Source organism: Rhodococcus sp. 008 (genome assembly GCF_001682295.1).
GTDB classification, from domain to species: Bacteria; Actinomycetota; Actinomycetes; order Mycobacteriales; family Mycobacteriaceae; genus Rhodococcus_F; species Rhodococcus_F qingshengii.
On record NZ_CP012749.1, the window covers coordinates 6521272 to 6539082 of the forward strand.

General features: G+C 63.4%; 13 protein-coding genes and 1 tRNA gene. 8 read left to right on the forward strand and 6 right to left on the reverse strand.

Features of this window, described 5'->3' with window-relative positions:
• Positions 1-40: 40 nt before the first annotated feature.
• Genes thrC through argS form a run of 4 tightly spaced genes read right to left on the reverse strand, consistent with a single transcriptional unit; the run spans position 41 to position 5500 of the window.
• Entirely contained in the window at positions 41-1123 is a 1083-nt protein-coding gene (gene thrC, locus AOT96_RS30065; protein ID WP_003941280.1) for a threonine synthase, read from the reverse strand.
• Positions 1120-2433 carry a homoserine dehydrogenase gene (locus AOT96_RS30070; RefSeq protein ID WP_007726192.1) on the reverse strand — a complete coding sequence of 438 codons (1314 nt, stop codon included), beginning with the start codon at positions 2431-2433 and terminating at the stop codon, positions 1120-1122. Before AOT96_RS30070 ends, thrC begins: the two co-directional genes overlap by 4 nt.
• Complete coding sequence (gene lysA, locus AOT96_RS30075; RefSeq protein ID WP_003941384.1) at positions 2430-3851, reverse strand: diaminopimelate decarboxylase; 1422 nt, start codon at positions 3849-3851, stop codon at positions 2430-2432. Before lysA ends, AOT96_RS30070 begins: the two co-directional genes overlap by 4 nt.
• A complete protein-coding gene (gene argS, locus AOT96_RS30080; RefSeq protein WP_003941360.1) occupies positions 3848-5500 on the reverse strand; it encodes an arginine--tRNA ligase in 1653 nt (550 codons plus the stop codon). The genes lysA and argS overlap by 4 nt, the downstream gene beginning before the upstream one ends.
• 216 nt (positions 5501-5716) lie before the next feature.
• Here argS and AOT96_RS30085 point away from each other — a divergent pair, with 216 nt between their 5' ends.
• Entirely contained in the window at positions 5717-6544 is an 828-nt protein-coding gene (locus AOT96_RS30085) for a DUF3105 domain-containing protein (RefSeq protein WP_065352712.1), read from the forward strand.
• Complete coding sequence (locus AOT96_RS30090) at positions 6537-7256, forward strand: DUF305 domain-containing protein (protein ID WP_047270160.1); 720 nt, start codon at positions 6537-6539, stop codon at positions 7254-7256. Before AOT96_RS30085 ends, AOT96_RS30090 begins: the two co-directional genes overlap by 8 nt.
• Positions 7257-7311: 55 nt before the next feature.
• Here AOT96_RS30090 and AOT96_RS30095 read toward each other — a convergent pair whose 3' ends face one another.
• Positions 7312-9681, reverse strand: a complete 2370-nt coding sequence (locus AOT96_RS30095; RefSeq protein WP_065352713.1) for a phosphoketolase family protein — start codon at positions 9679-9681, stop codon at positions 7312-7314.
• Between the two features lie 243 nt (positions 9682-9924).
• Here AOT96_RS30095 and AOT96_RS30100 point away from each other — a divergent pair.
• From AOT96_RS30100 to AOT96_RS30115, 4 genes are all read left to right on the forward strand, one after another.
• Positions 9925-10000, forward strand: a tRNA-Arg gene (locus AOT96_RS30100).
• 89 nt (positions 10001-10089) lie between these two features.
• Positions 10090-11016, forward strand: coding sequence for a LysR substrate-binding domain-containing protein (locus AOT96_RS30105; RefSeq protein ID WP_030537328.1), 927 nt, complete (start codon positions 10090-10092; stop codon positions 11014-11016).
• A 128-nt stretch (positions 11017-11144) separates the two neighbouring features.
• Entirely contained in the window at positions 11145-12473 is a 1329-nt protein-coding gene (locus AOT96_RS30110; protein WP_065352714.1) for an MFS transporter, read from the forward strand.
• Positions 12474-12475: 2 nt separating this feature from the next.
• Complete coding sequence (locus AOT96_RS30115) at positions 12476-14353, forward strand: FAD-dependent monooxygenase (protein ID WP_065352977.1); 1878 nt, start codon at positions 12476-12478, stop codon at positions 14351-14353.
• A 73-nt stretch (positions 14354-14426) separates the two neighbouring features.
• Here the strand turns inward: AOT96_RS30115 and AOT96_RS30120 are convergent, their stop codons facing one another.
• A complete protein-coding gene (locus AOT96_RS30120) occupies positions 14427-15956 on the reverse strand; it encodes an MFS transporter (protein ID WP_065352715.1) in 1530 nt (509 codons plus the stop codon).
• An 85-nt stretch (positions 15957-16041) separates the two neighbouring features.
• Here AOT96_RS30120 and AOT96_RS30125 point away from each other — a divergent pair, with 85 nt between their 5' ends.
• On the forward strand, positions 16042-16419 hold the full coding sequence (locus AOT96_RS30125; RefSeq protein WP_003941367.1) for a MarR family winged helix-turn-helix transcriptional regulator: 378 nt from the start codon (positions 16042-16044) through the stop codon (positions 16417-16419).
• A 233-nt stretch (positions 16420-16652) separates the two neighbouring features.
• A complete protein-coding gene (locus AOT96_RS30130; RefSeq protein ID WP_042445537.1) occupies positions 16653-17804 on the forward strand; it encodes a N(5)-(carboxyethyl)ornithine synthase in 1152 nt (383 codons plus the stop codon).
• The last annotated feature ends 7 nt before the right edge of the window (positions 17805-17811 follow it).

Consider the following 17811-nt stretch of genomic DNA (forward strand, 5'->3'; position numbering starts at 1 on the left):
GACACCGGATTCCGCGGAGTGGTCGATGAATCCACGGACACTATGCAAGCTCGAGGGCAGCCGCGACGGCAACGGGATCGACACCGATCGGCTCGACGTTCGGCATACCCTTCAAAGCCGTGTCAGGATCCTTGAGACCGTTACCGGTCACCGTGCACACGACGGTCAGGCCCGGCTCGAGCCAGCCCTCTGCACGTGCGGCGAGCAGGCCGGCGACGCTGGCTGCCGACGCCGGTTCGACGAAGACGCCCTCGGTGGCGGCGATCAGACGGTAAGCCTCGAGGATCTTCTCGTCGGTGGCGGCACGGAATGCACCGTTCGACTCTTCCTTCGCGGCGACAGCGCCGTTCCAGGACGCGGGAGAACCGATTCGGATTGCGGTGGCGATGGTTTCGGGATCCTTGACGGGTGCACCGTTGACCAGCGGAGCCGCTCCGGCTGCCTGGACACCGAGCATGCGGGGCTTGACCGTGGTCAGACCGTCCGCGTAGTACTCGGAGTATCCGCGCCAGTACGCGGTGATGTTACCGGCGTTTCCGACCGGGAGTGCGTGCACGTCGGGAGCCTTGCCCAGGACATCCATGATCTCGAATGCCGCGGTCTTCTGGCCTTCGATGCGCACCGGGTTAACCGAGTTGACGAGACCGATGGTGGGGAATTCGGCCGTGGTCTTGCGTGCCAGCTCGAGGCAGTCGTCGAAGTTGCCCTGGACCTGAATGATCTTGGCGCCGTGCATGACTGCCTGCGCAAGCTTGCCCATGGCGATCTTGCCCTGCGGGATGAGCACGGCGCAGGTCATGCCGGCCTTGGCTGCATACGCAGCGGCCGAGGCGGAGGTGTTGCCGGTGGACGCGCACAGAACTGCACGCTGGCCACGGGCCAAGGCGTCGGTGACGGCCATCGTCATGCCGCGGTCCTTGAAGGAACCGGTGGGGTTGAGACCCTCGACCTTGAGGTAGACGTCGCAGCCGGTGATCTCGGAGAGGTGGCCGGCCGGCAGGAGCGGGGTGCCGCCTTCGCGCAGAGTGACGGTCTTCCAGTTGTCACCGATCGCGAGACGGTCCCGGTATGCCTCGATGAGACCCGGCCATGCCTTGTGGACGGGGTTGACGATGCCGGTCATTGTTCAGTGCCTTCCAGTCGCAGCACGCTGGTCACAGCGGTGACGAATTCGAGTTCGTTGAGGGCCGCCACGGTCTCGGAGAGAGCCGCGTCGGTTGCTACATGAGTGACGACCACCAGACGCGCGCCGGCGCCGGCGCCCTCCTGGCGGACGACGGAGATGCTCACGCCGTGCTTGGCGAACTCGGCGGCGACTGCGGACAGCACACCTTCCTTGTCCGCGACCTCCATGTTCACGTAGTAGCGCGTGAGGATGTCGCCCATCGGGGCGACCTTGAGCTTGGCGTACTTGGACTCGCGGGGGCCGCGGCCGCCGTGAACCTTGTTGCGCGCAGCCATCACCAGGTCACCCATCACCGCGGAAGCGGTGGGGGCGCCGCCTGCGCCCTGGCCGTAGAACATGAGCCGGCCGGCGTTCTCTGCTTCCACGACAACGGCGTTGAACGCGCCGTTGACCGAGGCCAGCGGATGGCTGAGCGGAACCAGCGCCGGGTACACGCGAGCGGAAATCCGCTCCTTGCCCTTGGGCGTGACGATGCGCTCGCAGATCGAGAGCAACTTGATCGTGCAGTCGAGTGCCTTCGCCGAAGCCAGGTCGGCGGAGGTGATCGTGGAGATTCCTTCGCGGTACACGTCCGCGGCAGTGACGCGGGTGTGGAACGCGATCGACGCGAGGATCGCTGCCTTCGCCGCGGCGTCGTAGCCTTCGACGTCCGCGGTCGGGTCGGCTTCCGCGTATCCGAGTCGTCCGGCTTCGGCCAAGGTCTCTTCGTAGTCGGCGCCGGTCTCGTCCATCGCCGAAAGGATGAAGTTGGTGGTGCCGTTCACGATTCCGGCGACCTTGTTGACACGGTCTCCGGCCAACGACTGTGTGAGCGGGCGGATCACGGGGATCGCACCGGCAACAGCGGCCTCGAAGTACAGGTCGACAGAGTTGGCCTCTGCAGCCTCCGCCAATTCACCGGTGTGGTCCGCGAGCAGCGCCTTGTTGGCGGTTACGACCGACTTGCCGGAGTTGAGGGAAGAGAGAATCAGCTTGCGAGGGAGCTCGATTCCACCGATCACCTCGACCACGATGTCGACGTCGTCACGACCGACCAGGGACTCGGCGTCCGTCGTCTGCAGTTCCTCGGGAATTCCGCGGTCCGAGCCGATACGGCGGACGGCAACCCCCCGCAGTTCCAACGGGGCGCCGACGCGAGCTTCGAGTTCCTCGGCCTGCTCACGAATGATCCGGACGACCTCGCTCCCGACGTTGCCGAGGCCGAGAACGGCCACACCGATAGCGCGATGCGCCGATTCGCTCGTCACTGCGATACCTCCAAGCTGAGCAGATCTTCCACTGTTTCCCTCCGCAGAATCACGCGTGAGACTCCGTCACGCACCGCCACCACGGCTGGGCGGGTGAGCAGGTTGTACCTGCTCGACATCGAATAGCAGTATGCACCGGTCGCTGCTACCGCTAGTAAATCACCGGGCCCGACGTCCTCGGGCATCCAGGTGTCCCGAATGACCACGTCACCGGACTCGCAGTGCTTACCGACGATACGTGCAACGACGGGATCAGCCTCGGAAGTTCGCGAAACCAACTTGGCTTCGTACTCCGCACCGTAGAGGGACGTGCGGATGTTGTCGCTCATCCCGCCGTCGACGCTGATGTAGCGGCGTGTCAGCGAGCTACCCACCGTGACGTCCTTGATGGTGCCGACCTCGTAGAGCGTCACCGTGCCAGGTCCGGCGATGGCGCGGCCGGGTTCGACGGCAAGCGTCGGCTCCGGCAATCCGGCCAGTGCGGACTCGTTGCGCACGATGTGGCCGAGCTTTGCTGCCAGTTCGTCGACGGGCGGCGGGTCGTCGGACGGAATGTACGAGATCCCCATTCCGCCGCCGAGGTCGATGATCGAAATCTGCTTGGTCTTCTCGACGCCGAACTCGGTGACGACGTCGCGGAGCAAACCGATCACGCGGTGCGCTGCCACCTCGAAACCGTCGACGTCGAAGATCTGCGAACCGATGTGGCTGTGCAGGCCGACCAGGCGCAAGTTGTCGGCAGCGAAGACGCGACGGACCGCGTCGATTGCCGCTCCCCCGGCCAGCGAGAAACCGAACTTCTGGTCCTCGTGTGCGGTGGAGATGAATTCATGGGTATGCGCTTCGACGCCGACGGTCAGTCGGATCAACACGTCCTGAACGACACCGGCCTCACCGGCGACACGATCGAGTCGGTCGATCTCGATCGACGAGTCGAGCACGACGTGTCCGACGCCCGCGGCGACGCCAGCGGCCAGTTCGGCGACTGACTTGTTGTTGCCGTGCATGGCAATTCGCTCGGCCGGGAAGTCCGCGTGCAACGCGATCGCCAGTTCGCCGCCGGAGCAGACGTCGAGCGAGAGGCCTTCGTCGGCGACCCAGCGTGCGATCTCGCCACAGAGGAATGCCTTGGATGCGTAGTGCACCTTGGCATCCGGGCCGAAGGCGCGGGCCATGTCACGGCAGCGTGAACGGAAGTCGTCCTCGTCGATGACGAACAACGGAGTGCCGTACTTCTCGGCAAGTTCACCGACCTTGACACCCGCGAGGGTCACTTCACCGTCGTCGCCGCGAGAAGCGTTGCGCGGCCACACCTGCGGTGAGAGTTCGCCGAAGGCTTCGGGGCTGGTCGGACGGTCGGGCAAGCCGGGGGCCTGCAACTGCTCGGCATGCTTGGGGCCGGCGGGGTGCGCGTTCACATTTGCTCCGGTGCGGTGACGCCGAGCAGTTCGAGACCGTTGGCCAGGACCTGTCGGGTGGCGGCGCAGAGAGCCAGACGCGCGCGGTGCACGTCGGTGGCGTCTTCGTCGCCTTGCGGAAGGATGCGGCACGCGCCGTAGAAGCGGTGGTACGCACCCGCGAGTTCTTCGAGGTAGCGGGCAATACGGTGCGGCTCACGCAGATTCGCAGCGCTCGACACGACGCGTGGGTACTCGCCGATCGTGCGGATGAGGTCACCCTCCTGCTCGACGGTGAGCAGGGCGAGGTTGCTCGCGTCGGCGGACAGACCGAGGTCTGCGGCGTTGCGAGCGATCGCCGAGAGGCGTGCGTGCGCGTACTGCACGTAGTAGACGGGGTTCTCGCTGCTGGTCTTGGTCCACAGGTCGAGGTCGATGTCGATGCTCGAGTCGACCGACGAGCGGATCATGACGTAACGCGAGGCGTCGACGCCGATTGCCTCGACCAGGTCGTCGAGGGTGATGACGGTGCCTGCACGCTTGCTCATCTTGACGGCAGTGCCGTCCTTGACGAGGTTGACCATCTGGCCGATCAGCACCTCGACGGTGTCCGGATCGTCGCCGAATGCGGCAGCGGCAGCCTTGAGACGGCCGATATAACCGTGATGGTCGGCGCCGAGCATGTAGATACAGAGGTCGAACCCACGTGCGCGCTTGTTCTGGAAGTAGGCGATGTCACCGGCGATGTAGGCGGCGTTGCCATCGCTCTTGATGACGACGCGGTCCTTGTCGTCGCCGTAGTCGGTGCTCTTGAGCCACCACGCACCGTCTTCGTGGAAGAGGTTGCCCGAACCCTTGAGGGATTCGACGGCCTTCTCGACCGCACCGGATTCGAAGAGCGAGTTCTCGTGGAAGTAGACGTCGAAGTCGACGCCGAAGTCGTGCAGGGTCTGCTTGATGTGCGTGAACATCAATTCGACGCCGATGGCGCGGAAGGTTTCCTGCTGCTCGTCGGCAGGCAGATCCATGACGTCGGGACGCTGCTTCAGAACCGAGGCGGCGATGTCGGCGATGTATGCACCGGCGTAACCGTCTTCGGGAGCAGGTTCACCCTTCGCTGCAGCGATCAGCGAACGCGAGAAGCGGTCGATCTGGGCACCGTGATCGTTGAAGTAGTACTCACGTGTTACCAAACCACCCTGCGCGGACAGAATGCGTCCGAGCGCGTCTCCGACTGCGGCCCAACGGGTTCCACCGAGGTGAATCGGTCCGGTGGGGTTGGCGGAGACGAATTCGAGGTTGATCTTCTTGCCGGCGAGGGAGTCACCCGAGCCGTACGACGCACCGGCTTCGAGAACCGACACGACGATCGCGCCCTGGGCGTCCTTGTCCAACCGAATGTTGAGGAAGCCGGGCCCGGCGATCTCGGCGGATTCGATTCCGTCGGCAGCGGTGAGGGCTTCGGCGATCCAGCCCGCCAGCTCGCGGGGATTCGTGCCGACCTTCTTGGCTACCTGCATGGCAATGTTGGTGGCGTAATCGCCGTGCTCGGGGTTGCGTGGTCGCTCGACGGTGAGGGTTTCGGGTAGCACGGATACGTCGAGGCCACGATCGGCAAGGACGCTCGCTGCGGTTCCGCGGAGCAGTTCGGCAAGGTCAGCTGGAGTCACAGGTATTCATCCTATTGCCTGCACACCGGAAGTGGAGACTCGCCTCATGCCTCGCTCTCCGTGAACGTGCGCGGGGCCGCTGTGGCGTGTCGCACGCCACTCTCAAAGTTTGCCCTCAGACTCGGAAAGTACAGTGGTAATGCCCGAGCTACCACCGCGTACCTTCATGCGCGGGCGCGCCACACCTCAAGCCCACACACCGAAAGAGCCCAATCGATGCCAAGCGGTTCCGATAGTCGCGGTCCCAACAAGAACTCCGGGGCCAAATCAGCCAAGGCCATCAAGGCCGCCAACAAGAACAGTCGGCCGGCCAAGAAGGGCAAGGGCGGCGTCCCCGCTCCCCGCCAGATCCCCTGGCTGTCGATCGGCGCCGGTGTGGCTGTGCTCGCACTCATCGCCGTGCTCGGTATCAATCTGTGGCCCAAGGTCGAGGAGCGGCAGGCCCTCGAGCCGTACAAGTACAGCTCCGAGAACAAGGATCCGTCCGACAAGATCGACGGCGTCCTCAAGATCGAGTACCTGGCCGGCCAGCACGTCGATTCCACTCAGCGCGTGGCGTACGACCAGACCCCGCCGTTCGGTGGCCCGCACGACGCCACCTGGGCTAACTGCACCGGAACCGTGTACGCCGACCCGATTCGCACCGAGAACGCCGTCCACTCGCTCGAGCACGGCGCCATCTGGATCACGTACAACCCCGATCTCGTCGACCAGGACCAGATCGACAGTCTCGCCGGACGCGTGAACGGCAAGTCCTACATGCTGATGTCGCCGTACCCCGGTCAGAGCAGCCCCATTTCTCTGCAGTCGTGGGGCCATCGCCTCGAGATCGACAAGGCCGACGACGATCGCATCGATCAGTTCATCACTGCGCTGAACCAGAACCCGAACGTCTACCCCGAGGTCGGCGCGAGCTGCACCAACCCGCTGTTCACTCCGTCGACGTCGCCGTTCGATCCGACACCTCCGGGCGCCGACGCCATCCAGATGGACGGCACGGGCGCTACCCCGGCCACCGACGAACAGATTCCCGCCGGTGGATAGTTCGACGAACACCGATCAGTCTTCGAAGCCGAGTCAGCGCACCGCACTGCTGATCATCGGTCTGATCGGCGCGATCGCCGTCGGTTTTGCGCTCGGCGCACTGACCAACCTCCTCGGACCCGATGCGAAGTCGTCACTGACCGTTCCGGCTTCGGATTCGGTGGACGTGGGCTTCGCGCAGGACATGAGCGTGCATCACAGCCAGGCCGTCGACATGGCGTCCATCGCCCTGACGAAGTCCACGGACAACGACGTACGCACGCTGGCGTTCGACATCTTGACCACGCAGCAGAACCAGCTCGGTCAGATGCAGGCGTGGCTGACCATGTGGGATCAGCCGCTGTCCAAGGTGGGCCCGTACATGGAGTGGATGTCGTCGGATTCGGGCTCCGGCCATGGATCGCACGGGACTTCGGCCACGATGGACATGAGTCATTCCGGGCCGGTCGACACCATGCCCGGCATGGCGTCCCCCGAGGACCTTGCGGCTCTCCGCGCAGCGGAAGGTCTGCAACTCGACACCTTGTTCCTGCAGCTGATGCTTCGTCACCACGAAGGTGGGCTTCCGATGATGGAGTACGCAGCAGCCGACGCCACCGAGGGGCCGGTGCGCAGCCTGGCGCAGACGATGGTCAACACGCAGCAGAGCGAGTCCAAGCTGATGACCGACATGTTGGCAGCTCGCGGCGCAATGCCACTGCCCATGAACTGAGCAGAACTGAACTGAGCCGAGAATGTTCAGACCCAACTGGGCCTGGTCCTGAATTTCAGGACCAGGTCCAGTTTTCTACTTCCGGCATGTCTTCGAGGTGCTCGACGATGTAACGCGAGTGCTTTTCGAGTTGTGTGCGGCAGAACTCCGCCAACTCGGACGCCCCGGCCGGCCGACGCTTGGAGCGTCGTAGCGCCTCGATCACCAGGTGGTAGCGGCTCATCTTGTTGAGGACAACCATGTTGAACGGTGTTGTGGTTGTTCCCTGTTCACTGAATCCGCGAACGTGGAAGCGCTCGGGACTCGGACGCCCGTGAATCAGTTCGTGCACGGCACGCGAGTATCCGTGGAATGCGAACACGACGTCGGTCTGCGCGGTGAACAGATCGAGGAAGACCCGCTCCCCGAATCCGTGGGGATGCTCGGTTGGCGTCAGCAAGGCCATCAGATCGACGACGTTGACGACGCGGGTGATCAGTTCGGGTGTGTGATCGCGCAGCAACTGTGCAGCAGCCAGGATCTCCTGCGTCGGCACATCTCCCGCGGCGGCCAGGACCACGTCCGGTTCCTGTCCGCGAGCCTCGGTTCCGGCCCATTCCCAGACCGAAGCGCCCGCCGCGCAGTGCTCGTGCGCTTGCTCGAGCGTGAGATACTGCAGGTGCGGTTGCTTGTCCACGACTATCAGGTTGACGTGGTCGGTACTACGCAGGCAGTGGTCCGAGATCGAGAGCAAGGTGTTGGAATCCGGTGGCAGCCACACGCGGATCACACTGGGTGCCAAGGGAATAACGGCGTCGATCATGCCGGGGCCCTGATGACTGAATCCGTTGTGGTCGTTGCGCCAGCACGTACTGGTCAACAGCACGTTGAGCGAAGCGACGGACGCCCGCCACGGCAGGTCGACGGCATGTTGGAGCCACTTGGCGTGCTGGATGAGCATCGACACGCTCACCATCGCAAATGCTTCGTAGCTCGCGAACATCCCGTGTCGGCCCGACAGCAGATAGCCCTCGAGCCATCCCTCGCAGAGGTGCTCGCTGAGGACCTCCATGACACGACCGTCCGCGGACAGCCCGTCGTCGTAGTCGGTGATCGGCAGTTGCCAGCAGCGATCGGTTGTCTCGAATACGGCGCCGAGGCGATTGCTCGACGTCTCGTCCGGACAGAAGAGTCGGAAGATCCCGCCGCTGTCCTCGGTTTCCGTGGCGGCGTAGATGTCGCGCAGAAGCTCGCCGAGCACTCGCGTCGTCTCGTGGAAGGTCGAACCCGGGGATTGGATGGGAAGCGCGTACTTTTCGAGCGGCGGCATCGGGAGATCGACGCGAAGTCGTCCACCGTTCGCGTAGGGAGTGCTCCCCATGCGCTTGTCCCCCGTCGGCGACAGCGCCGCCAGTTCCGCGACGAGTGATCCGTTGGCGTCGAACAACTCGTCCGGACGGTACGACCGCATCCACTCTTCGAGTTGCCGCAGATGTGATTCGTTGCTTCGCACGCCGGACAACGGCACCTGGTGCGCACGATGTGTGCCCTCGACCAAGATTCCGTCGACGGTGTGTGGACCGGTCCATCCTTTCGGCGTCCGCAACACGATTGCCGGCCACGAACCCGTCCACTCCTCTCCGCGGCGTGCGGCACCCTGCATCTCGCGGATCTTCTCGTGCGCCTGCGAGATCGCTTGATACAGCTGAGGAAACACCGCGTCGGGGTCGTCACCGGAGACGACGATCGGCGCCCACCCCTGTCCACCAAGATAGGCCTGGATGTCTTCGTCGCTGCTGCGTCCGTAGACCGTCGGCCCGGCGATCTTGGCACCGTTCACGTGCAGGATCGGCAGTACCGCGCCGTCGCGTCGTGGATTCAGGAACGCCGGGAGCTTCCACGAACCGGACAACGGCCCGGTCTCCGCTTCGCCGTCGCCGATCACACAGGCCACCACGAGGTTCGGATGATCGAAGGCAGCGCCGGCCGCATGGGCAAGGGCGTAGCCGAGCTCGCCGCCTTCGTGGATGCTTCCGGGTGTCTGCACACTCACATGGCTGGGCACTCCGCCGGGAGCGGAGAATCGCCGACACATCCGGTGGATGCCCTCGGCGTCGTCCGAGACTTCCGGATAGATCTCCGAGTACGTTCCCTCGAGATACGTCGACGCGACCAGCGCCGGACCGCCGTGCCCGGGACCGGTCACGTAAAGCCAGTCTGCGCCGGTGGCGACGATGTGCCGATTGAGGAGCGTGTAGATCATCGACAAGCCGGGGCTGGTCCCCCAGTGCCCGAGCAGTCGGGGCTTGATGTGCTCGGCACGCAACGGTTCCCGCAGAAGCGTGTTGTCCTTCAGATAGATCTGCGCGACGGTCAGGTAGTTGGCCGCTGCCCACCACTTCAGGTCGAGCGCGAGCTGGTCTTCGGAATAGTGGTGATCGGTCATCAACGACTCCCGTACCTCACGAGGGTGCCCGAGCAGTCCGCCCGAGCCTGTGCTCAGAGCCGAGCCTAGGCGTAAAAAGCATCCGAGTCAGTCGGTACAGATGATTCGACGACCATGGTCCCCGGCCGCATCCTCGACTACCTCCCGCGAGGACGCCATGCCGAGACGGGTGCCGGTTTGGTCTTGTCCCCCCGTGATGCGCTACGCTAACGCAGCCCAATCGGCACACCGAAAGTTCGGTGCGCCCCCGTAGCTCAGGGGATAGAGCGTTCGCCTCCGGAGCGAAAGGTCGCAGGTTCGAATCCTGCCGGGGGCACCACGAAGACGCAGGTCAGCGATTGATCGTCGACCTCTTCACGGTGCCACACCAAAATATTCAGGGCAATCTACCCGACTACTGTCGATCTCATGCCTCGCATCGATCCTGCTCCCACGTACACGATGCGTCAGCTGGCCGCGTTTGTCGCGGTAGCCGAGACCGGAACGATCAGTGCCGCGGCCGAGCGCCTGCACCTCTCTCCTTCCGCCCTGTCCGCGGCGCTCACCGAACTCGAACGCGCGCTCAAAGTTCAACTGTGCGTTCGCCGTCGCTCATTCGGCATTCAACTGACCCGCACCGGCGAATCCGTTCTGGTGCGCGCCCGGGCGCTACTTCAGCAAGCCGGGGAACTCGAATCCGATGCGCTCGGAACCGGCGGAAGCGTGTCGGGGCCCATCGCGATCGGCTGTTATCCCGCTCTGGGGCCGACGGTATTGCCGTCGATGATCGCCGGGTTCACCCGTGAGAATCCTGACGCGCAGGTGGAGTTCCGCGAGGACACTCAGAATCGGCTCCAGACACATCTCGAGAACGGCGAGTTGGACCTCGCAATCGCTTACGACCTGGACCTGTCTCCACAATTGCGCACAGTTCCGTTGGCCATCCGCGAACCCTTGATCGTCCTGGGTGCAGAACACCCACTCGCGCGGTCCGAGCGACCGATCCATCTTCCGGACCTCGCGGAACACCCGATGGTTCTCCTCGACGCGCCGCCGAGCACCAAACACGCGCTCGACGTCTGTCGCGCAGGCGGATTCGCCCCGAAGGTTGCCTACAGAACTGCGAACTTCGAGACGGCGCGAGCATTTGTCGGCCGTGGCCTCGGCTGGACGCTGCTACTCCAGCGGCCCAAGATCGACGTCACGTACGAGGGGCTCGAGGTGGTCGTCAAGACCATCGCTTCCCCCGCCGTGCCGTCGGTGCACGTAGTTCTCGCTTGGCACCAGAACACTCGCCTCAGCCGCGTCGCACGCGCTTTCATAGAATTCGTTTCACCCTCAGAACCTGCCCAATAGTCCCGCTACCAGGCAGCGGAGCTGGTTCCACGTATTTTCCGTGCAAGAACCTCCAATTCTTTCGCTTTTCAATTGTTGTGGCGCACGTCATTGTTTCTTCAAGCCACATTCATCTCGAAAGGCACTTCATGACCTCCATCGCCTCACCGACCGCAACGCGCGCCGCCGCGACGGTCAAGGCGCGTAAGGCCGCCCTCGGCAGCTTTGTCGGCACCGCCATCGAGTGGTACGACTTCTTCATCTACGGCACCGCCGCCGCACTCGTGCTCGGCAAGCAGTTCTTCCCCGGCACGTCCGATCTGGCCGGCACCCTCGCCGCCTTCGCCACCCTCGCCGTCGGATTCGTCGCGCGTCCCATCGGCGGAATCGTGATGGGCCACTTCGGCGACCGCATCGGACGCAAATCCATGTTGGTCACCTCGTTGATGCTGATGGGCTGCGCCACCGTTGCCATCGGGCTGCTACCCAACTACGCCGCTATCGGCGTCTTTGCCCCCATACTCCTGGTGACCTTGCGATTCGTTCAGGGACTCGGTGTCGGCGGCGAGTGGGGCGGCGCAGTTCTGGTCGCCACCGAAAACGCACCGGAGGGCAGGAAGGGGCTGTACGGCAGCGCACCACAAATCGGTGTTCCCGCAGGCGTACTGGTGGCCAATCTCGTCTATCTCCCCCTCGCCGCCTTCATGGACGACGATGCATTCAACTCCTGGGGATGGCGAATCCCGTTCCTGCTCAGCGCAGTTCTGGTGGGCGTTGCGATGTGGATCCGTCTCGGCCTCGAGGAAAGTGACGAGTTCACCGCTTCGAAGTCCGAGGCACCGGCGGAGTCCATGCCGATTCTCGAGGTTCTCACCAGACACTGGAAGACTGTGCTCCTCGCCGGTGGCACCTTCATCGCCACCAACGGAATCGCGTACGCGTACATGGTTTACGTCCTCAAGTACGGCGAGACCGAACTTGGCTTCAGCAAGACCACGATGCTCTTTCTTCTCATCGCATCCTGCCCGTTCTGGATGGCGGGAATGGCTTTCAGCGCTCACAAGTCGGACACTCTCAGACGCCGGACCGTCTACATCCGCAGTTCGATCACCCTGGTAGTGGCGGCAGCGGTGTTCTTTCCGCTGATCGACACAGCGATCGTTCCGGTGATGCTCGTATCGATGATCGCCCTCGGCTTCACGCTCGGCTGCTGCGCCGGCCCACAAGCGGCACTGTTCGCCGAATTGTTTCCCGCACACATCCGCTACAGCGGAGCGTCACTCGGCTACCAGATCGGCGCAATCCTCGGCGGCGGTCTGGCCCCGATGATCGCCACCGCGCTCTACGCCGCCTTCGATACCTCGTTCGCCATCACCGCCTACTTCGTGATCATTGCCGTGATCAGCCTGGTTTCCATCCTGCTGCTCCCGGAACCTCAATTGATCCCGAAAAACACTGCCGCACAGAAAGCCTCGTGACCATGTCGACCTACTTTCATCCGAAGAAGTACGCACCCGAGGACTTCGCCTCCCTGGCGCCTTCGGCCGACGCACTTCCCGTCGTGATCGTCGGAGCCGGCCCCGTCGGCATGGGCGTAGCCATGGGCTTGGCGCAGCGCGGCATTGCCGTCACGATTCTCGAAGCAGCCGATCAGGTCTCGTTCGGCAGTCGCGCGATCTGCGTGTCACGCCACAGCCTCGAAGTTGCCGAACGCCTCGGCTTCGGTGCCGAGCTCGAAGACATCGTTCTGCCGTGGGTGGGTGGTCGGAGTTACTACCGCGATCAGGAAGTACTGCAGTTCCGCATGGCATCCGCCGAGCACGACGCGCGTGGACCCATGGTCAACGTCTCGCAATCCGAGTTCGAGCAGATCATGACCGACAAGCTGCTCGCTTACCCACTGGTGAACTTCCACTGGTCGTCGTCGATCGCCGGCATCTCCGTCGGTGACGACGAGGTGACTCTGACCGTCGACACCGCGTTCGGAACCCGCGAACTGCGCGCGGCGTGGGTCGTTGCCGCCGATGGTGGACGCAGCAAGATGCGCGAACTCAGCGGAATCCGCTTGCAGGGCAACAGCTACGAGGGCAACTACGTCATTGCCGACATTCATTGGGAATCGGAACTCCCGGCCGAGCGTCTGGTGTGGTTCGACGCACCCAGCAACCCGGGGTCCACGATCATCATGCATCGCCAACCACGGGACATCTGGCGCATCGACTACCAGCTCGACGCCTCGGACGATCCGGAAGCGGAGATGCAAGAAGATCGCATCCGTGACCGCATCACGCGTCACCTCGAATGGCTCCAGAGCGACATCCCCTGGACCCTGGAATGGTTCGGCTTCTACCGCGCCCACGCACTCGCTCTGGAAGATTTCACTCACGGCCGTGTGCTTTTTGCCGGCGACGCCGCGCATCTCGTTCCGATCTTCGGTGTTCGCGGCCTGAACTCGGGCATGGAAGACGCCGAGACCTTGGTGTGGCAACTAGCCGCCGTCATCAACGGAGCTGCCGATTCCACCATCCTCGACGCGTATTCGAAGGAACGTCGCAGCGCGTGGCAGCAGAACGTCGACAACGCAGGCAAGTCGACGCTCATCATGTCGCCGGGAAGTCACGGCTACCGGACCACCCGCGATGCCGTACTCGAAATCGCCACCAAGCGAAGCGAATTCGCGCACCTCATCAACCCGCGCCAGTCGAGTGCGACGCACGCCCGGCTCTCCCCGCTGACGTGGCCCACAGCTGCGGGCGCCGAGGGCGTACTACCCGGCGATCCGTTGGAAGACAGGGTCGTCCAGGTCTCGGCGGACGGTTCATCTACCTCCTTGAACAGTCTGCGCGGTACTGGATTCGGCCTGCTGGCTTTCGGACTGTCAGCTGAGCTGGTATCCGAACTCGACACGCAAGCCGAAATCCTTGCTCAGGCCCTTGCACCGGAAACCGTACGCGTGATCACCGTGGGAACTACCGACTCCACGGTTCCCGATGCCGAAGGCAATCTCGCATCTGCCCTCGGCGCACGTGTCGGCGAGATCTTCGTGATTCGGCCCGACGGACTGGCGCTGTGCCGCATCAGCGATCCCACGCAATTGAACGACGTGGCCAAACACCTCACCGCCGGCACTGCGCCGACGCACTTCGATACGGCACAGTCGGCGACAACTGCGGTGGTCGACGACGAGGGCCATCGCGAGCACGTCTGGTTGGCACTGTCGAACGCACTCGATCAGGCTGATCCGTCCGACCGCGAAGCCATGTTGGTGCGCCTTGCCTTGATTCTCGGTTCGCAAGCTACGTCGACGAGCTTCGACGTAGCACTGAAAGACGCTGCCCTGAAATCTGCCACCCGATAGTTCAGACACAGCAACTCGGCCGCGCAGGATTGTCTCCTACGCGGCCGAGCGCATTCGCGGATGAAGCAAGTATTCAGTTGACCTCGGCCAATTCCTTTTCTTCCTCAGCGCGCCTTTCACGCACGGATCTTCCCCGCTGCGACCTTCCACGTAACAGCGGCGAGACGGTGATCGCCAACCCCACCAGCGCGACTCCGGTAACCAGGATCAGTCCGGGATGGAACTGCTCGAATCCGGCGGTACCGGCGCCGGACGCGGTGTGCGATCCAGCGGTCACGAGGGCAGTGGTCAGAGCGAGCACGAGCGCCGCACCGACCTGAGCGGAGGTGTTCACCAGCCCGGACGCCAAACCCTGCTCCGAGTCGTCGACACCCGAGGTGGCCTGGGCCATGATCGAGGTGTACCCCAGCGCGAATCCGAGTCCGAGCAGGATGACGCTCGGCAGAATCGCCACGACGTACGACGGTGAATCGCTGCCCGCGAAGAGGAACCAGAGGTACCCGACGCTGAGCGAGGTCAGTGCCGCGATGATGAGCTTGGCACTGCCGTACAGGTCGACCAGCCGTCCGACGAACGGCGATCCGAATGCGACGATGATGCCCGCGGGCAGCAGTGCCATCGCCATCTTCAGGGGCGACCAGCCGAGGGCCGACTGCAGGAAGATCGTCATCATGAACTGGAAGCTCAGGTAGGAACCGAAGAGCGCGATGATGGCCAGATTTGCACGAACGATGGTGCCGACGCGCAGAAGCCCAAGTCGCACAAGCGGATGCGCCACCTTCTTCTCCACGAAGAAGAACGTCGCCAGAAGCACGGCTGCGACAGCGAACGAACCCAGCGTCATCGGGTGTGCCCATCCACGGGTCGGAGCCGAAACCATCGTGTACACCGTGAGAAGCATTCCCGTCACCAGGGTGACGGCGCCGACGAGGTCGTGTCCCCCGGTATCTGCGGGACGGTCCCGCGGAATGAGGAAGTACCCACCGATCAGCGCGAGGACGGCAAACGGAACCGGCATCAGGAACGTGAATCGCCAACCGGCACTGGTCAACAGCCCACCGAGGATCAGACCGGACGAGTAACCACTGGCGCCGAACACGGAGAACACCGACAGCGCACGGTTACGGGCCGGACCTTCCTTGAACGTCGTGGTGAGAATGGACATTGCGGTCGGAGCGGTGAAGGCCGCAGCCAATCCCTTCACGAATCGTGATGCGATCAGCAGTGTTCCGTTGTCGACAAGGCCACCGACCAGCGAGGCGATTGCGAACACGGTCAGTGCGATCAGGAAGACCTTCCTGCGCCCGAGAAGATCGGCGGTACGTCCACCGAGTAGCAACAGGCCGCCGAATCCGAGGACGTAGCCGTTGATGATCCACTGCAGCGAGGTAGTGGACAGGCCCAGTTCATTGCCGATGGACGGAAGCGCGACGCCCACCATCGACACATCGAGACCGTCGAGGAACAACACGAGGCAGAGCACCGCGAGGATGCCCCACAGCTTGAGGGACCAGCCCTCCCCTGTGGCCGGATCCGAGGATTCCGTAGAAACCGGGGCGTCCGGCGAATCGAATGGTTTGAGTGTCGAGTCTGTGCAAGTCACGTCAGCGAGAATAGATGCACATGCACATAATGCACAAGCATTTAATGCAATTGCACGTAATCGAGTCTTCAACTAGAATGCGGTCGTGACGTCGGAATCCGAATTGCGCAACACCTGGCGCTCGCTGTCGACCAGCTACAACGACATCGCGTGCGAACTCGATCGCCAGATGCAGTCGGCGCATGGGCTGAGCATGAGCGACTTCGAGGCTCTCGACCGACTCATGGACGCCACGTGCGAACGTCCACGCATGCAGGAGCTTGCCTCGGAGATGTACCTGAGTCCCAGCGCGCTCTCCCGTAGCGTGGCCCGTCTCGAGAAGGCCGGACTGGTTCAGCGAGCACTGTGCGAGGCCGACCGGCGCGGAGTCTTCGTCGACGTCACCGACAAAGGACGTCAGGTACACGCGGACGCCAGCAAAATTCAACTGGCCGTACTGGATTCACGCCTGCGCGAGCAGTAGCCACACGTCAGCGGAGCACAACACAGCGCCCGGCCACCGGGTGAGGGCCGTTCCGGACTAGACTGAGCACATACCGACGCGCCTTTCTGTTGCCGTCGGCGATCGACAGCAGCGCAGCCAGCACGCTTTCACGCGGTCCTGGCCGAGGCAATCTGCCAGCGTTCCTGCGGCTTCTGCTAGTCCCTCAGGCTCCTGCCTGACATCTCTACCTGCTCCTATCGAGAGATACACAATTGAACAACGCACGCACCCTTGGAGTCATCGGACAGTCGAGCAAACCGGCAGAACGCCGGTTGCCGATCCATCCTGCGCATTTCGATCGCATCGATGCCGAACTACGTTCTCGGATCTACCTCGAAGAAGGCTACGGTCACCCCTTCGGCTACTCCGACGACTACCTCTCGCGCCTCGTTGCCGGAATCCGCACGCGCAAGCAGATTTTGGCGGAAACCGATGTGGTTCTGCTACCGAAGCCGTTGGTGCGTGACCTCGCCGAACTACGGTCAGGTCAGGTTCTCTGGGGCTGGCCGCACTGTGTCCAGGACACCGAACTGACACAGATCGCGATCGACAAGAAACTGACTCTCATCGCCTTCGAGGCCATGAACTTCTGGCACAGCGACGGATCGTTCAATCTGCATGTGTTCCACAAGAACAACGAGCTCGCCGGTTATTGCTCGGTACTGCACGCCCTGCAGTTGATCGGTTCCACCGGTGACTACGGCCGGCGTCTCACCGCTGCCGTGATCGGTTTCGGAGCCACTGCACGCGGCGCGGTCACAGCACTCAAGGCGCACGGTATCCACGAAGTGGACGTCCTCACCCAGCGTGGAGTCACCGCCGTCAGCTCCCCCATCCACTCGGCGCGCATGGTCTCGTTCGACAACAACAACGGTGACGTCCGTGGCAGCCACGTCATGCTCGACAACCACAGCGTGCCGGTGCCCGGTTTCTTGGCCGAGCACGACATCGTCGTCAACTGCGTACTGCAGAACACGGACGCCCCACTGACGTTCCTGACCGAGGAAGATCTCATGGACTTCCAACCCGGCAGCCTCATCGTCGACGTCTCGTGCGACGAAGGCATGGGGTTCAGCTGGGCGCGTCCCACCTCGTTCGCGGATCCGACCTTCATCGTCGGCGACAACATCACTTACTACGGCGTCGATCACAGCCCGTCGTACCTGTGGAACTCCGCGTCGTGGGAGATCAGCGAATCACTTCTTCCCTACCTGCCCACTGTGATGGCAGGAGAGACGGCCTGGAAGGCAGACGAGACAGTCGATCGGGCCATCGAAATCCGAGACGGCGTCATCGTGAATCCCGCCATCACACGTTTCCAGCACCGCTCGTCGGACTACCCGCACGCTTTCATCGCGGAGTAGGCGCCCC